This is a genomic window from Plantactinospora alkalitolerans, assembly GCF_015690345.1.
GTDB lineage: Bacteria > Actinomycetota > Actinomycetes > Mycobacteriales > Micromonosporaceae > Plantactinospora > Plantactinospora alkalitolerans.
In genome coordinates, this window is the sequence record NZ_JADPUN010000052.1 from 1 (window position 1) to 16,756 (window position 16,756).

Here is a 16,756-nt window from a genome sequence, read left to right on the forward strand (position 1 = left end):
CTCAGCACACCGCCGATGGGTGCGACGCCGCGCCAAGCCGGGCGGGTGCGTAAAGCGTCGGGCGGGTGCGTAAAGCGTTAGGAGGGGACCCTTCTTCTACAGAAAGCGATAAGAAGGGGCCCTTCCTTACATCTGGGGCTCGGCGATGGCGGTTAGTTCGCCTTGGGCGAGGCGGAGGCGTAGGGGGTCGCCGGCGGTTACTTCGACGCTGTCCCGTACGACGTGTCCGTCGGCGCGCTGGACGATGGCGTACCCCCGGTGCAGGGTGGCGGCGGGCGAGAGTGCGCGAAGGCGTGCCACGGTGTGGCGCAGGTCTCCGGTCGCGGTGCCGAGGCGGTGCTCCACGCATCGGCCGGCGCGGTCCCGCAGGGCCTTCACCTCGGTGTTGCGTTGGTCGAGCAGCACCTCGGGGCGGGACATCGCCGGGCGTGACCGCCACGCGTCGAGGCGCTGCGACTCCCGCTCGACGAGTCCGATGACGGCCCGGTCCAGCCGGTCGCGGGCCATCCGGATCAGCCGGGTCTCCTCGCCGAGGTCGGGCACGATCCGCTTGGCGGCGTCGGTCGGGGTGGAGGCGCGCAGGTCGGCGACGTAGTCGACCAGCGGAATGTCGGTCTCGTGGCCGATCGCGCTGACCACCGGCGTCCGGCAGCCGAAAACAGCCCGACACAGGGCCTCGTCCGAGAAGGGGAGCAGGTCCTCCACGCCACCGCCACCCCGGGCCAGCACGATCACGTCGATGCCGGGGTCCGCGTCGAGGACCTTGAGCGCGTCGAGAATCTGCGGTACGGCGGTGGGGCCCTGCACCGCCACGTTGACCGTACGGAACTGGACGGCGGGCCAGCGGCGCTGGGCGTTGGTCAGTACGTCCCGCTCGGCGGCCGACGCCCGACCGGTGATCAGCCCGATCCGGTTGGGTAGGAAGGGCGGACGGCGTTTGCGGGACCGGTCGAACAGGCCCTCGGCGGCGAGCAGTTTCTTGAGTTTCTCCAGCCGGGCCAGTAGTTCGCCGAGGCCGACCTGCCGGATCTCGTCGGCGCGTAGGCTGAGGGTGCCGCGTGCGGCGTAGAACTCCGGCTTGGCGTGCAGCAGCACCCTGGCCCCGTCGGCCAACTCCGGCGCACCGGCGTCCAACACGTCGCGGTTGGTGGTGACGGTGAGACTGAGGTCGGCCGACGGGTCGCGCAGGGTGAGGAAGACCGTCGCGGCGCCGGGCCGTCGACTGATCTGCGCCACCTGGCCGTCGACCCACACCCAGCCCAGCTTGCCGATCCAGGCGCTCAGTTTCTGGCTGACCACCCGGACCGGCCACGGCTCTTCGGGAGTGCTGCGGGGGGTGCCGGATTCGGTCATCGGGTCAGCCTACGACCGGCGCCGTGCCGCCCTCCGCGCGCCGGGTGGGCGGCGAGGCGCACCGCCGCCGTGCGGCGGGCGGGGGGCGAGGGCGTCGAGGTCGGCGGGCCCGCTGGCTCCGAGCGGGGTGAGTTGCGGAACGTAGACTGGATGGGTGACCGAGGCTCAGGCGACATCCCAGACCGGCAAGCGTGTCCTGTTGGCCAAGCCCCGCGGCTATTGTGCTGGCGTCGACCGTGCCGTGCAGACCGTGGAGGAGGCCCTGAAGCTCTACGGGGCGCCGATCTATGTCCGCAAGGAGATCGTGCACAACAAGCACGTCGTCTCCACGCTGGAGCGGCAGGGCGCCATCTTCGTGGAGGAGAACGAGGAGGTGCCGGAGGGTGCAACCGTGATCTTCTCTGCGCACGGCGTGGCGCCGGAGGTCTACGAGCAGGCGAGGTCCCGTTCGCTGAAGGCGATCGACGCGACCTGCCCGCTGGTCACGAAGGTGCATCACGAGGCCCGGCGGTTCGCAGCGGACGATTACGACATTCTTCTCATTGGTCACGAGGGGCACGAAGAGGTGGTCGGCACCTCGGGAGAGGCGCCCGCGCACATCCAGCTCGTGGACGGCCCGGACGACGCCGACAAGGTCACCGTACGGGACCCGGCGAAGGTGGTCTGGCTCTCCCAGACGACCCTGTCGGTGGACGAGACGATGGAGACCGTCGCCCGGCTCAAGCGGCGGCTGCCGCTGCTCCAGTCGCCGCCCAGCGACGACATCTGCTACGCGACCCAGAACCGGCAGCACGTGGTCAAGGAGATCGCCGCCGACTGTGACGTGGTGCTCGTGGTCGGCTCCCGCAACTCGTCGAACTCGGTGCGGCTGGTCGAGGTCGCGGTGGACGCCGGCGCCCGCGCCGGATACCTGATCGACTACGCGTCCGAGATCTCGGACGAGTGGCTGGTCGGCGCCGAGACGGTCGGCCTGACCTCCGGAGCGAGCGTCCCCGACGACCTGGTCATGGAGGTGCTCGACCACCTTGCCGCACGCGGCTTCGCCGACGTGACCGAGGTGACCACGGCCGACGAGCGGCTGACCTTCTCGCTGCCGCAGGAACTCAGGCGCGACATGAAGGCCGCGGCCAGGGCGGCGGCAGAGCAGGCGGACGCGCTCGCGGCGAGCGGCGCCAACGGCTGACCGGGGTACGGGTGCCGGCCTCGAGCAGCACATCCGGAACGCGGAACGGACGGCGCGTCGTACGCGTCGTACCTGTCATGACGACGCGGTGGATGGTCGGTGCCACGCTGGTGCTCGGGCTGGCCCTCGGTGCCTGTGCGGACTCCGGCTCGACACCGCCGCCGAACGGACCGGGGGACAGTCCGGCGACGCGGTCCCCGTCGCCCGACCCGACCTCGTCCGTCCCCGCCCCGACGACCTCCGGTGGTCCGGCGGCGGATCCGGCCACGCCGACCGAACCGCCGCACGGCGGGGCGGCCCCGAGCGGTACGACCACGCTCAGCGGGACGGTCCAGGCCGGTGTCGAGGCGAACTGCCTCCTGCTCGACGGCTACCTGCTGGTCGGCGGTCCCAGGGACGTGCTCACCGTCGGCGCCCGGGTGACGGTCGTCGGCGAGGTACACGCCGGCCTGATGACCACCTGCCAGCAGGGCACCCCGTTCCAGGTGCGGAGCGCCACCCGGAGCTGACCGGGAGGAGTCCTCGTCAGTCAGCGGGGGGTCCGTCCCAGGCTGGGACGGACCCCCGTTCGGTTCAGTGGATCGGCGCGGTCAGTTCACCGCGTCAACCTTCACCAGGGCGCTCGCCACCACGGCACCCTCGACGGTGACGACCTTCAGCTCGCCGGAGAGCTGCCGGCCGGTGGCCGGGACCGACAGCGCGGTAAGTGAACCGGTGATGCTGGTCGACTCCTGGTACGCCAGCGAGTCGTAGCTCGCCGGTGCCGACAGGTTGCCGAGGGCGGGCGAGTAGAACGCGTCCCGGTAGTCGAGCTGGGTGGTCCCGGCCGGAACCGAGTACCCCTCGACCTCGATCACGTAGGTCCCCGCCGCCGGGTCGGCCACCGAGACGGACTCCTCCGAGTCACCGTCGGCGTCGTACGCCACCCGTACGCCGTCCTTGTAGACGTACAGGTCGAGGTCGGCACCGGGGTCGCTGGTGTCGCCGATCGCCACGTCGAGCCGGCTGGCCCCGGCCGGGACCGCCACCTCGTAGGACAGCACCTCGTGGTGCGCGATGCTTGGCCGGGTCTCCAGCGTGCTGCCGAGCGGCCCGCCCGAACCGGTGACGACGACCGGACCGAAGTCGTTGGTCAGGTCCCAGGTGACCGGAGTGGGTTTTCCGGCCTCCACGTTGAGCAGTACGGTCTCGTCGGGCGTGATCTGGATGCCCTGCACCCGCGCCTGGATCTGGTACGGGTTGCCGAGCAGCGGAGACGTACGCCGCGACTCGACCTCGATCTCCCAGACCCCGGGGATCGGGTTGTCGTACGACCGCTCGTCCGGCTTGCAGACCGCCGCGTCCGAGAAGTTGGTGAAGCAGGCCGTGCTGACGGTCGGGTCCACCGGGACGCCCCACGGGTTGATCGCGACGAACCGGGTCTGCGAGCCGGGGGCGACGCCGGTCAGGTTGACCTGCAAAGACCCCGCGCCCTCCGGCACGGTGACGAAGTACGTCTTGAACAGGTTGCGGTCCACGTTGCCGCCGGCCGAGAAGGAGAAGTTCTTCTTCTTCGGCACCTCGGCGACGGTGACCGCGTTCATGAACTCGAAGTCCACCGCCGGGGTCGCCGGGTCGTCGACCTCGACGATGGCGCTGTGCACCCCGGTGCCGGCTGTGGCCGTGACGTTGAACGCGACCGTCTTGCCCAGCGGCAGGTCCAGGTGTTTCGGCACGTTGCCGAAGACGTTGCCGGTGTTGCCGACCAGGCGCAGGTCGTGCCGGACGGTCCCCTTCGGCCCGCTGTTCCGGGTCACCTTCACCCGGTACGTCCTCGCCACACCCGGCTTCTGCCCGCCGGAGGCGACGGCGCACCGGTTGTAGATGCCGGTGCCCCGGTACGGCGTGGCCAGCAGGTTCGCCAGCGGGGTGCAGACCGGGGCGTCGACCGTGTAGCCCCGGGTTTCCAGGGCGGCCCCGGCCAGCAGTTGCCAGGCTCCCGGAACGTTGAGCTGGCCGTTGCCCTGGCCGTGTGCCGGCACCCCGTCGATCCAGGACGCCGACGAGTAGATCGCCCGGCGCAGCGCGGCGGTGGTGACCAGCTTGCGGTTCGCCTTGGCCGCCGAGAGCAGCAGCGCGAGGCCGCCGGTCACCTGCGGCGCGGACATCGAGGTTCCGTTGATCATTTGGTAGCCCGGCGGCAGCGGGTAGCCCGCCTCGGCCACCGGGCTGCCCGGCTGCCAGAGCGGAGTGGTGGAGATCGCCGCACCCGGAGCGGTGATGTTCGGCTTGAAGCCGCCGTCCTCGCGCGGACCCCGCGACGAGAAGTAGAGGAGCTGGTACGGCGTGCGGGTCTCCGAGCCGTAGTTGGCCAGGTAGGTCTCCTGGCTGATCCCGGCGGCGACGCTGACGATGTCGGTGACCGTGGACGGGTCGCCGATCGTGTTGATGCCGGGACCGGAGTTGCCGGCCGAGAAGACGAGCTGGACGCCGAGTTCGTTGACGATCCGGTGGTACAGCTCGGCTCGCAGGTCACTGCCGTCGTTCATCGGGCCGAGGCCGCCGATCGAGATGTTGACGACGTCCACGTCCCGGTTGACCACCAGTTCGACCATGCCGTCGGTGAGCGCGGCGAAGGTGCAGCCGCCGCCCCAGGAGCAGGCCCGGGCGGAGACCAGCTTCGCGCCGGGCGCGCCGCCGTCCAGGTTGGCGTTGCCGAACATGTCGTTCGCGGCGGTGATGCCGGCGACGTGCGAGCCGTGTGCGTCCTCGACGATGCCGATGTTGACGAAGTCGTACGCCCCGGGCAGGCCGGCGGGGGTGGTGTCGACGTCCTCGCGGAACTCGACCACGAACGGGGTCTGGTCGCGTACGGCGGTCTCCGGCTTGTCGGTGCCGAAGTGGCCCACGTCGTAACGCTGGCCGTACGGTCGCATCACCGGGTCGTCGGTGAAGTCCCGGTTCAGGTTGGCGTCCACCCGGACGTCGTTGGTGGCCGGGTCGTAGAGGATGCCGTACAGGTCGGTGGTGTCGCCGTCCCGGTTGACGTCACCGCCCGGTGCGCTGCCTGCGGTGATCGACTCGGCGAACCGGTTGATCCGGTACGTCCCGGCCGGCGCGGTCCAGGTGGCACCCGCGTAGCTGAAGGTCGGGCCGGTCACCTGGTCGCGCATGATCCGCCAGGTGTTGTCACCGTCGAAGATCGGATCGGTGGCCGTGAACCAGTCGACGATCTTGCGCTCGCCCGTGGAGGTGGTCTGCAGCGCCGGGTGGTCGAGGTCGACCCCGGTGTCCATGACGCCGATCGTGACGCCCCGACCGTCCCAGCTCGGATGCGCGGCCTTGAAGTCCACGGCGCCGATCTCGGCGGTCGGCATGTACGGGTTGTCGGCCGGGGTGTCGGCGCCGGGTCCGGTCGCCGCCGCCTTGGCGCGGGCCTGTGCCCGGGCCGGCGTCGGGGTCGGCTCCGGCTCGGGCAGTTTCACCTTGTCGTCCAGGTCGACTGCGGCGACACCGGGCAGCGACGCTGCCGCCGGGACGGCCGAGGTGGGCACGCTGGCCCGCAGGTAACCGACCTCGTCGGCGCGCTTGGCGATGGTGCCGCCGAGCCCCCGCAGCCCGGTGACGACGCTGCCCGACCTGCCCTTGTCGGCGGCGATGAGCAGCGTCACCCGGGACTCTCTACGGGACTTCGCCTCGGTCAGCAGTTCCAGGTCACGGGGACCGAGGGTGTCGGTGGGATCGGTCTTCAGGGTCTCGGGGGCTGCGGTCGGATCGGCGCTCGCCGGGGTGGCGCCGTTGGCCAGGGTCAAGCCACTCAGAGCCACGACCGAGGCGAGTACCCCGGCGGAGGTCCGTCGGCGCCAGGTACGGGATCTACTCACGTTCATGTCCTCCGGGAGAACAGGCCCTGGAATGCAGGGCGCACGTGATCGGAATCCTCGGTCGCCGTACGCATCGCTGTCACTATCGTCCTGCGCGTTGTGACCAGCCCGTAACCTGAATGGACCGTACCGGCCCCGTTTCGGGTGGATCGGCGCCGATAACTGCTGATGAGGTGGCTGATGACTGCTGATGAGGTGTCCGATCGGGACGATCAGCGCGCGGGCGGTTCCGGTGTGCCGAGTGCTGCCGCCGTCGGCGGATCGACCAGCTCGGGCGCCTGCGGTTGACGCGGCGCGGTCTCGACCTGCGGAGGCGCCGGCAGGTCGTTTCCGGCGACGCCCAGTTCGGCAAGCTTGCGGGCGCTGACCAGCACCCGCGCCTCCAACGAGCCCACCGCCCGGTTGTACGCGGTCACCGCGCTGCCGAGCGCACCGCCCAGTTTCGACACGTGCTCGCCGAGGGTGGAGAGCCGGCCGTACAGCTCGCGGGCGAGTGCGTGTACCGCGACGGCGTTGCGGGCCAGCGCCTCCTGCCGCCACGAGTAGGCAACCGTACGCAGCAGTGCGACCAGGGTGGCCGGGGTGGCCAGCACCACGTCGCGGGTGAACGCGTGCTCCAGCAGCGTCGGGTCGCGTTGCAGCGCCACGTCGAGGAACGGATCGGCCGGAACGAAGAGCACCACGAACTCGGGAGACTGGTCGAAGGCGGACCAGTACGACTTGGCGGCCAGGGCGTCGACGTGGGCCCGCAGATGCCGGGCGTGCGCGTCCAGGTGCCGGTCCCGGCCGTGCTCGTCCCGGGCCTCCATCGCGGTCAGGTAGGCGTCGAAGGGAGCCTTGGCGTCCACCACCACCGAGCGGCCACCGTGCAGCCGGACCACCAGGTCGGGGCGGACGACCTGGTGTTCGGTCGTCGCGGTGACCTGTTCGGAGAAGTCGCAGTGTTCGAGCATGCCGGCGGCCTCGACGACCCGGCGGAGCTGGTGCTCGCCCCAGCGGCCCCGGACCTGTGGCGCCCGCAGCGCCGCCACCAACTGCTTCGTCTCGGTACGCAGTTCGCCGGAGACGGCGTTCATCGACCGGACCTGCTCGCGCAGTTCGGCGTAGGCGTCGACCCGGTCATGCTCAAGCTCGGCCACCCGCTGCTCGTAGCGGCGCAGCGTCTCGTGCAGCGGCGCCACCGCCCGGGCCACCGCCTCCTGTGACTGGGCGGTCGCCTCGTAGGAGAGTGCCCGCATCGACTGCTCCAGCCGGCCCTCGCCGTCCCGGGTCGCCCGCAGGGTCGCGTCCAGCCGGGCGATCTCGGCGGTCGACCGGGCGGTCGCGGCGAGCCAGCCGACCGCTCCGCCCGCGACGAGGCAGACCACCACCACGGCCAGGGTTGAGAGGTCCACGTCACAGAGCATGCCAAACGCCTGGGTCGGCTCGCGCGCGCACTCGCCGGGCGTGGGTACCGTTGGGTGATGGGCAACCTGATCTGGTTCGTGCTGCTGGTCATCCTGCTCTTCGGTGGGTTTCTCTGGTGGCAGCGGGAAAGCACCGCCCGGAAGGCCCGGGAGCTTGCCGACGCCCGGGCCGAGGCGGGCCGCTGGTACGAGCGGCTGGGCGGGCAGTTGATGAACCTGCACGGCACCGAGCCGGCGGTCCGGCAGGCACTGGCCGACGCCGGGGAGCGGTACAACGCCGCCGGCAGCCAGCTCGAACAGGCTCAGACCGCCCGACAGTACGAGTTGGCCCGGGAGAGCGCCCTCGAAGGGCTGGCCTATGTCCGGGCGGCCCGCGTCGCGCTCGGCATCGACCCGGGTCCTGACCTGCCGCCGCTGGCCGCCGCCCGGGGTGCGGGTGCGCTGACCGTGCCGCGCGAGGTCCAGGTCCGGGGTGAGACGTTCCGGGCCGGGCCGCAGCCCGGCGCCTCGACGCCGTACTACTACCCGGGTGGGCGGATGCAGGGCCGCCCGGTGCCGGCCGGCTGGTATTCGACCCCCTGGTGGAAGACCGGCCTGGCGGCCGGCGCGGGGGTCGTCGGGGGCATGCTGATCGCCGACGCTCTCTTCTCTCCGGCGTTCGCCGACCCCGGGTACGGCTACGACGCCGGCTACCAGGAGGGCTTCGCCGATGGCGCCGACGGGGGCGACACGGGTGGTGGGGACATGGGCGGCGGTGACGTCGGCGGTGGAGATTTCGGCGGCGGTGACTTCGGCGGCGGCGATTTCGGTGGCGGCGATTTCGGTGGCGGCGATTTCTAGCCTGATGTTCGGATTATCCTGATAACCCGCCGCGTCGTCGGGTTAGCCCGTCGACGGAAGGTAGGGCTGCCCGGATGGTCCCGATCCGTGTCGACCGGCAGAGTCGACAACTGTGAGCGTTGAGGTGGAAACCGCGGTGGGGCGCCGGCCAGGGTCGGCCGGGAAGTGGCTGACCAGTCTGGCTGCGGCGGGAGTTGCCGTCGTGGCGGTGACCGTCACCGCGCAGACGATCGACAGGTTCCACTGGTGGGCGGGCTTCGTCCTGGTACCCGGAGCCCTGATCGCCGCCTCGGGCGGCCCGTTGCTGGTACGCGGCGGCGGGCGCGCGTTCGTCGGGTACCTGCTCGCCTGCGTGGGCGGCCTTGTCTTCGCGGTCGGCGCGATGTTGATGTTCGGGGTGATGGCCAAGGGCTGGCCCCTCATGATCACGTTGCCGGCGCTGGCCGTCGCGGGCACCTATCTGTGGCGCTCGGCCGATCCGCTGCCCCGGGCCTTCCACCGGACGGTCGCGATGCTGGCGCTGAACACCGCCGCGCTCGGGGTGACCTTCCTGCTGCTCGTCAACGACGCCCTCGACTTCGGTGACGACGGCTGGTGGGGCGGCTTCATGATGGTCGGCGGAGTGATCATCCTCGGCAACGGGCTCGAACTGCTCCGACACCGGATCGTCTACCGGGCCCAGGCGGTGACCCTGGCGGTCGGGCCGGCGGTGATCGCCTTCCTGCTGGGCCTGCGCTTCCTGCGCGACTGGCCGTTCTGATCCCGGCCGCACTCACCGATCCTGGCCGACCATGGCGTCGTCACCGGGCGTCGCCCGGTCGTACGACACCCGCCTCGTACGCGAACACCACCACCTGGACCCGGTCCCGCAGCCCGAGTTTGCCGAGGATCCGCCCGACATGGGTCTTGACGGTCGCCTCGGAGACGTTGAGCGAGAGGGCGATCTCCGCGTTGGAGCGCCCCCGCGCCACCTCCACCAGCACCTCCCGTTCCCGGTCGGTCAGCCGGTGCAGCCGCTCGTCGGAGGGTGACCGGCCGGTCGACGGGTCGGGCAGGTGACCGGCGAAGGCGTCGATCAGTCGCCGGGTCACGTTCGGCGCCACCACCGCGTCCCCGGCCGCCACCGCACGGATCCCGGTGAGCAGGTCCGCCGGGGGGACGTCCTTGAGCAGGAACCCGCTGGCTCCGGCGCGCAGCGCCGCGAAGACGTACTCGTCCAGGTTGAACGTTGTCAGCACCAGGATGCGGGCCGGGGAGCCGGCGTCGACGATCTGCCGGGTCGCCTCGATACCGTCCAGCACCGGCATCCTGACGTCCATCAGCACCACGTCCGGCCGCAGCGTACGGGTCATCGAGACGCCCTGCGCGCCGTCGCCCGCCTCGCCCACCACCGTAAGGTCCGGCTGGCTCTCCAGCACCATCCGGAAGCCGAGCCGGAGCAGGGGTTGGTCATCGACGAGCAGCACCCCGATGGTCACGCCACCCCCTCCTCGTCGAACCGCAGTCGGGCGCGTACCCGCCAGCCCGGGCCGTCGGTGCGGGGCCCGACCTCCACGTCGCCGCCGTACGCCGTCGCCCGCTCGATCATCCCAGCCAGACCGTGTCCACCGCCCGGGGCCGATACGTCTCCACCGCCCGGGGCCGATACGTCTCCACCGCCCGAGGCCGGTACGTCTCCACGGCCCGAGGGCGGTGCGGCCGCCGTCCGCGCGCCGTCGTCGACGACCTCGAGATCCACGCCGTCCGCCCGGTGGTGCAGCCGGACCTGGACCCGGGCGGCCGGTCCGGCGTGCTTGAGCGTGTTGGTCAGCGCCTCCTGGACGATGCGGTAGACGGCGAGGCCGGCTCCCGGGCCGGACGCCCCGGGTACCCCGTCGACGGTCGCCACGACGTCCAGCCCGGCGGCCCGAACCTGGTTCAGCAGGGCATCGAGATCACCCAGTCCCGGCTGCGGGGCGCGGCCACCGGCATCGTCGCGGAGCAGGCCGAGCAGCCGGCGCATCTCCCCGAGGGCCTGCCGTCCGGTCGCCGACACCTTCCGCATCGTCTCGGTCGCCCGGTCCGGCGCCGAGGCGGCGGTGTACGCGGCCCCGTCGGCGAGCGCGACCATCACGGCGAGGTTGTGCGCCACGATGTCGTGCAGTTCCCGGGCGATCCTGGCCCGTTCGGCGGCGACGGCGAGTTGGGCCCGCTGCTCCCGGTCCCGCTCCAGCCGGCGGGCCCGCTCGGCCACCTCCGCCAGGTAGGCCTGCCGGGTGCTGATGGCGATCCCGAGCAGCACGGTGGCGGCGAGGCTGAGGGTGATGACGTTCAGCGGTATCCAGGCCGGACCGATGCCCAGCAGGATCACCGTCGCCGGCACCTGGATCGCCACGACGATCGGCCACAGCTGCCGCCGAGGGCCGTACCGGGCGGCGGTGTAGACCGCCACGCCGACCACGATCTCGGGATAGACGCCCTCGACCCGGATTCCGACGAGGACGCCGAACCCGATCGCGAGCGCGTACACCAGCCAGCAGACCAGGACCGGCGCTCGCCGCCGCCACACCAGTGGCACGTGGACGGCGGCGAAGGACAGCCAGGTCGCGACCCCGCCGCCCGCGAGCGCCGCCGGTCCGTCCAGCACCATGAGCAGCAGGACAAGTCCGGCGTCGGCCAACCGGGGCCGGCGGCCGAACCCGGCCCGGAGCCGGCGCAGGCGGTCGTAGAGGGGACGCGAGGTGGGCAGCGGAATGGACGCCTCGGCGGCGGGACGTCCGGTCAGTCGGGCGGGGTGCACGACCGCCTACGCGTCACGTCGGCGGAGCACGGCCGTCCCGGCGAGGAGTCCGAGGCCGACCCAGCCGGCCAGCACCGCGGCGGAAGCGCCGGGCGACAGCGTCTCGAAGGGGTTGCCGGAGCCGTCCACGCCGTACATGGCCTGGCCCGCGATCGTGGGTACGTACTTCAACACCTGCTCCTCCCGGTCGCCGGGCAGCGCCGGTCCCAGCAGCGCCGGTACGACCAGCAGCACGAGTACGAGCGTGGTGATCGCCCCCGCCGTATGTCGCAGCATCGCACCGGTACCGAGCCCGAGCAGCCCCATCAGCACCGGGCAGGCGGCGGCGCCGACGATCGCGCCGGCCACGCCCGGGTCGCCGAGCGAGGCGCCGTACCGGCCGAGGGTGGCCTGGCAGACTCCGAACGCGGCGAGAGAGCTGACCGCGAGCACCGGCGTGGTGACCACCACCAGCGCGACCGCCTTGGCGGCCAGCACCGGCCACCGGCGGGGTACGGCGGTCAGGGTGGTCCGGACCAGCCCGCTGCCGTACTCGCCGGAGATCTGGAGTACCCCGAACACTCCGATGAGGAGCGTCAGGAAGTCCATCGGCAGGAAGGCCATCGCCACCGCGTCGGCCACGCCCGGCGCCGGTTCACCGGCCCGGATCGACCCGCGCACGCCGTAGCCGATCGCGGCGGCGAGTCCGACCGCGAGCACCGTCACCGAGCCCAGGACCAGCCAGCTGGAGCGGAGGGAGCGGAGTTTGGTCAGCTCCGCGCGGACCACCCGGGCAAAAGTGATCTCGGTCGTCATCGGTACTCCACCGCCTCCCGGGTCAGCTCCATGTACGCCTCTTCCAGCGAGGCGCGCTGTGGAGTCAGTTCGTGTACGGCGACACCGCCGGCCAGCGCGAGGTCGCCGATCGCCTCGGCGGTCAGCCCGGCGACCTGGAGCAGTCCCCGGTCGACGCCGGTCACCTCCGCACCATGCGCGACGAGCAGCTCGGCCAGCTCGGTGGCGTTCGGCGAGCGGACCAGGACGCTGCCCACCGCGACCCGGGCGATCAGGTCCGCGACGGTGGTGTCGGCGAGCAGGCGGCCACGTCCGATGATCACGAGGTGTTCCGCCGTCACCGCCATCTCGCTCATCAGATGGCTGGAGACCAGCACGGTACGGCCCTCGGCGGCCAGGCCCTGAAGCAGCGTGCGTACCCACAGCACCCCGTCCGGGTCGAGTCCGTTGACCGGCTCGTCCAGGATCACCACGGCGGGGTCGCCGAGCAGCGCGGCGGCGACACCGAGCCGCTGGCCCATCCCGAGCGAGAAGCCGCCGGCCCGCCGGTTCGCCACGCTGGCCAGGCCGACCGCGTCGAGCACCTCGTCGACCCGCCGCCTCGGAATGCCGTGGGTCTGGGCGAGTGCCAGCAGATGGCTGTGGGCACTCCGCCCCCGGTGCACCCCCTTCGCGTCCAGCAGCGTGCCGACCTGGCACAGCGGCGCGGAGTGGTCCCGGTAGGGCAGACCGGCCACGGTCACCGTACCGGCGGTCGGCCGGTCCAATCCGACGATCATCCGCATGGTGGTGGACTTCCCGGCGCCGTTCGGGCCGAGGAATCCGGTGACCTGGCCGGGCTTGACGGTGAACGACAGGTCGTCGACGGCGAGGGTGTCCCCGTAGCGCTTTGTCAGCGCCTGTGCCTCAATCATGGCTTCGACGCTAGGGGCGCCCGGGTCGGCTGCCGACCACCCTGAGTCTGGTCAGCGCCGCGCCGGCCGTACGCCTGAAGTCGTACGGCGTACCACCGTCAGCGGGGGGTCCGCCAGGTCAGCCCGTGGCCGTACGGGTAGCGGATGTTCGCCGGGTCGGCCGGGTCGGGCACGCTGACCGGCAGCTTGCCGCGCGGCGCGACCTGTCCGGTCAGCACCCGGGCCAGGGCCTCCATCGAGGACCGGGTGTAGCCGAACGTCGCCACCTGGGTCGGCACGTCGTCGAAGTGACCGACGTCGTACGCGTCCCGGACCGCGACCACCAGCACCGGCTTGCCGGTGGCGGCTAGTGCGTGCACCAGTTTCTGCTGGCGTCCGCCCGGATCCGTGACCGTGGTGTCGAAGGACTTCTGGGTCAGCACCACTGTCAGGTCGTTGGTCTGGGCCGCCGCCACCGCCTCGGCGATCTTCGCGTCGTTGGGCAGCCCGGTCGGCAGGGTGCTGGTCCGGTTGCCCTGGGCGGCGAGTCCGGCGGCGAGGGTGCCGACGTTGTCGAAGGCGCTGGAGTTCCAGCCGGTCACCAGCACCGACCGGTCGGCCCGGGACAGCGGCAGCAGTCCGGCGTCGTTGCGGAGCACGGTCACCGTCCGGTCCGCGATCTTCCGTAGTTCCTGCTGGTGGGAGGCCTGGCCGACCACCCGCTCGGCGGCGGCCGGGTCCACCGGGTCGACTCCGTCGAGTACGCCGCGACGCTGCTTGAGGGTGAGGATCCGGCGTACCGACTGGTCGATCCGGGCCTCGGTCAGTTCGCCGCTGGCGACCGCGGCCAGCACCGAGTTGACCGCCAGGTCGAGGTTCGGCGGCATCAGCAGCAGGTCGGCGCCGGCCTTGAGAGCGAGTACCGGTACGCGTTCGTCGCCGTACTTCTGTCGTACCCCGGCCATGGCCAGCGAGTCGGTCACGACGACGCCCCGGAACCCGAGTTCGTCCCGGAGCAGCCCGGTGAGGATCGGTGGGGAGAGCGTGGCCGGATCGCCGGACGGGTCCAGTGACGGTACGACGATGTGCGCCGTCATCACGGTGTCCACCCCGGCGGCGATGGCGGCCCGGAACGGCGGTGCGTCCAGGCGCTGCCACTCGGCCCGGGTGTGGTGGATCACCGGCAGCGCGGTGTGGCTGTCGTCCCTGGTGTCACCGTGTCCCGGGAAGTGCTTGGCGGCGACGGTCACTCCGGCGCCCTGCTGGAAGCCGACCACCTGGGCGGCGGTCATCCCGGCCACCAGCAGCGGGTCGCTGCCGAAGGAGCGGACTCCGATCACCGGGTTGGCCGGGTTGACGTTGACGTCGGCGGACGGGGCCCAGGCCTGTTGGATGCCGACCGCGCGCAGTTCCCGGCCGGTGATCCTGGCCGCCGTGTACGCGTCGACGAGGCTGCGGCCGGCGCCGAGCGCCATGTTGCCGGGGAAGAGGGTGGCCGGGGCGGGCAGCCGTTGCACGATGCCGTGTTCCTGGTCGGTGGAGAGCAGCAGCGGGATCCGGGGCTCGCTGGCGGCGGCAGCGGCCTGCAACCCGTTGGAGAGGGTGGCGATCTGTCGGGGCGAGTCCAGGTTGTGCGACCAGGTGAAGTAGATGGCGCCGCCGAGGTGGTACTTGGCGATCACCTCTGCTCCGGTGGCGACGCCGTACGCCTGGCGGTTGGCGGTGGCGTCGGCCGCGCTCGGTTCGGTTGCCGAGCCACCGTAGACGTAGGTGGAGAAGAGTTGGCCGACCTTTTCCGGCAGGCTCATCCCGGCGATTAACCGGTCCACAGTGGAAGGCTTGGCGGTGCGGGCGGCCTGGGCGGGCGGGCTCATCCCACAGGCGGCCAGCAGAACGGATGTGACGATCGCTGCCAGTGACCGGATCCGCACGGCGCCTCCAAGGTAGGCCATCTGTCACCATAAATTAGTCGCCTCGACGGGATCTGACAACAAGCTTCCCTGTTCTTGTGTAGAGCGAAGGAAAGCTTCATGCTTGGCGGAGGCTGGCAGGAAGGTGCGGCGATGCTCCCTCGACGGATCGGCACAGGCGTTACCGGCGCTACTGGCAGCGCGACAGGAATGACAGGAATCCTGGTCCTGGTCACGACCCTGACCGCGGCCCTGACGGCGGCGAGCCCGGCCGCCGCCGGCCCGGCCGCCGGCCCCCAGGTCGGACAGGGGATCGGGCAGGGGCCCAAGGTCGGACAGGCGATCGTGCAGGATGCCGCGGTGAAGCCCGATACCGCGACAGCCGGACGGGACAGTGGCCCGCCGGCCGTCGACCCGAACGACATCCGGTTCACGCGCCGCACCCTGCGTACCGGCACACCCCAGCAGGTCGGGCTGCTGCCCGAGTACGTCGACCGGTTGCGCACCGACGCGGAGGCGTACCTGGCGCCGACACCCGACCATCCCAACTTTCCGACCTACGCCGGCGCGGTGCTGCTCGCCGCCAAGGACGGAGTGGTGGTCCGGCACGACGCGATCGGCACGGCGGTGAAGTACAGCGCCGTCGGACCGGCTCCGGGCCGGGTCGGGGTCGAGTTGCCGGCCGACGAACAGATCCCGATGCGCCCCGACACGATCTTCGACCTCGCCTCGATCTCCAAGCTGTTCACCACGGTGGTGGCACTTCGGCAGGTCGAGCGCGGCACGATCGACCTGGACGCGCCGGTGGTGCGGTACCTGCCCGAGTTCGCCGCCGGGGGCAAGGAGGCGGTGACCGTACGGATGCTGCTCACCCACACCGGCGGGCTGCCGGCGTTCGCGCCGCTGTGGAGCGCGTACCCGACCCCGGAGCAGCGGCGGGCCGCCGCCCTGGCCACCCCGTTCGCCGCCGGAGCGAGCCCCGGCAACCAGTACGTCTACTCCGACCTCGGGCTGATCGCACTCGGCGTACTGGTGGAACGGGTCACCGGACGGCCACTGGTCGAACTGGTCGCCACCGAGGTGACCGGGCCACTGCGGATGGTCGACACCGGCTACAACCCGGCACCCGCACTCCGGCACCGGATCGCCGCGACGGAGTACCAGCCGTACGCCGACCGCGGCATGGTCTGGGGCGAGGTGCACGACGAGAACGCCTGGGCGCTGGACGGGGTGGCCGGACACGCAGGCCTCTTCTCCACCGCAGCCGACCTGGCGATCTTCTGCCAGATGCTGCTGAACGGGGGCGAGTACCTGGGCGCCCGGATCCTGCGCGAGTCCACCGTCCGGACGATGCTGGTCAACTACAACGCGGAGTTGGAGAGCCGCTACCCGGACAGCGACCGGGGACTGGGCTTCGAGCTGAACAAGCACGGCTACATGGGTCCACTCGCCTCACCGGTCACCTTCGGGCACACCGGTTTCACAGGTACCTCGATCGTGATCGACCCACTGGCGCACACCTTCCTGATCCTGCTGACCAACCGGGTGCACCCGGACCGGGCCTGGGGCACCAACACCGTCGCCCGGCGGGCGCTGGCCCGCGACCTGGCGTACGCGACGCCGGTCCGGCCACCGCTGGGCGGCAGCGCCTGGCGCGCGGACGACCGCGACGGCGGCAGCGTCACCCTGACCGCGCCACTGCGTCGCGCCGCCGGCCGCGCCGCAGTGGCCGGCTTCCAACTCTGGTACGACACC

Annotated in this window: 13 protein-coding genes; 5 read left to right on the top strand and 8 right to left on the bottom strand. The window is 71.6% G+C overall.

What is annotated here, in order from left to right; genetic code table 11:
- Positions 1-126: 126 nt before the first annotated feature.
- Positions 127-1,353, bottom strand: a complete 1,227-nt coding sequence (xseA, locus tag I0C86_RS03200; RefSeq protein ID WP_196199673.1) for an exodeoxyribonuclease VII large subunit — start codon at positions 1,351-1,353, stop codon at positions 127-129.
- 154 nt (positions 1,354-1,507) lie between these two features.
- Here xseA and I0C86_RS03205 point away from each other — a divergent pair, with 154 nt between their 5' ends.
- Positions 1,508-2,536: a 4-hydroxy-3-methylbut-2-enyl diphosphate reductase gene (locus I0C86_RS03205; RefSeq protein WP_196199674.1), complete on the top strand. Its 1,029-nt coding sequence runs from the start codon at positions 1,508-1,510 to the stop codon at positions 2,534-2,536.
- 77 nt (positions 2,537-2,613) lie between these two features.
- Positions 2,614-3,045 carry a hypothetical protein gene (locus I0C86_RS03210; protein ID WP_196199675.1) on the top strand — a complete coding sequence of 144 codons (432 nt, stop codon included), beginning with the start codon at positions 2,614-2,616 and terminating at the stop codon, positions 3,043-3,045.
- Between the two features lie 81 nt (positions 3,046-3,126).
- On the opposite strand, the gene I0C86_RS03215 is transcribed toward I0C86_RS03210, so the two are convergent.
- Positions 3,127-6,399 carry a S8 family serine peptidase gene (locus I0C86_RS03215; RefSeq protein WP_323373439.1) on the bottom strand — a complete coding sequence of 1,091 codons (3,273 nt, stop codon included), beginning with the start codon at positions 6,397-6,399 and terminating at the stop codon, positions 3,127-3,129.
- Between the two features lie 212 nt (positions 6,400-6,611).
- On the bottom strand, positions 6,612-7,805 hold the full coding sequence (locus I0C86_RS03220) for a DNA recombination protein RmuC (protein ID WP_196199677.1): 1,194 nt from the start codon (positions 7,803-7,805) through the stop codon (positions 6,612-6,614).
- 57 nt (positions 7,806-7,862) lie between these two features.
- On the opposite strand from I0C86_RS03220, the gene I0C86_RS03225 reads away from it, so the two are divergent.
- Together I0C86_RS03225 and I0C86_RS03230 are read left to right on the top strand one after the other, a co-directional pair.
- Positions 7,863-8,645, top strand: coding sequence for a hypothetical protein (locus tag I0C86_RS03225; RefSeq protein ID WP_196199678.1), 783 nt, complete (start codon positions 7,863-7,865; stop codon positions 8,643-8,645).
- Between the two features lie 112 nt (positions 8,646-8,757).
- The gene (locus I0C86_RS03230; protein WP_196199679.1) at positions 8,758-9,405 is read left to right on the top strand and encodes a hypothetical protein; all 648 of its coding nucleotides are present in this window, start codon (positions 8,758-8,760) and stop codon (positions 9,403-9,405) included.
- Positions 9,406-9,445: 40 nt separating this feature from the next.
- Here I0C86_RS03230 and I0C86_RS03235 read toward each other — a convergent pair whose 3' ends face one another.
- The 5 genes from I0C86_RS03235 to I0C86_RS03255 all read right to left on the bottom strand — a co-directional run bounded on the left by I0C86_RS03235 (position 9,446) and on the right by I0C86_RS03255 (position 15,043).
- Entirely contained in the window at positions 9,446-10,123 is a 678-nt protein-coding gene (locus I0C86_RS03235) for a response regulator (protein ID WP_196199680.1), read from the bottom strand.
- On the bottom strand, positions 10,120-11,424 hold the full coding sequence (locus I0C86_RS44310) for a sensor histidine kinase (RefSeq protein WP_196199681.1): 1,305 nt from the start codon (positions 11,422-11,424) through the stop codon (positions 10,120-10,122). Before I0C86_RS44310 ends, I0C86_RS03235 begins: the two co-directional genes overlap by 4 nt.
- A gap of 6 nt (positions 11,425-11,430) precedes the next feature.
- Positions 11,431-12,219 carry an ABC transporter permease gene (locus tag I0C86_RS03245; RefSeq protein ID WP_196199682.1) on the bottom strand — a complete coding sequence of 263 codons (789 nt, stop codon included), beginning with the start codon at positions 12,217-12,219 and terminating at the stop codon, positions 11,431-11,433.
- Positions 12,216-13,112, bottom strand: a complete 897-nt coding sequence (locus I0C86_RS03250) for an ATP-binding cassette domain-containing protein (protein WP_196199683.1) — start codon at positions 13,110-13,112, stop codon at positions 12,216-12,218. Before I0C86_RS03250 ends, I0C86_RS03245 begins: the two co-directional genes overlap by 4 nt.
- A gap of 98 nt (positions 13,113-13,210) precedes the next feature.
- Entirely contained in the window at positions 13,211-15,043 is a 1,833-nt protein-coding gene (locus I0C86_RS03255) for a glycoside hydrolase family 3 protein (RefSeq protein WP_196199684.1), read from the bottom strand.
- 168 nt (positions 15,044-15,211) lie between these two features.
- On the opposite strand from I0C86_RS03255, the gene I0C86_RS03260 reads away from it, so the two are divergent.
- Positions 15,212-16,756: serine hydrolase domain-containing protein (locus tag I0C86_RS03260; RefSeq protein ID WP_196199685.1), on the top strand; the 1,545-nt coding region annotated here is incomplete at its 3' end.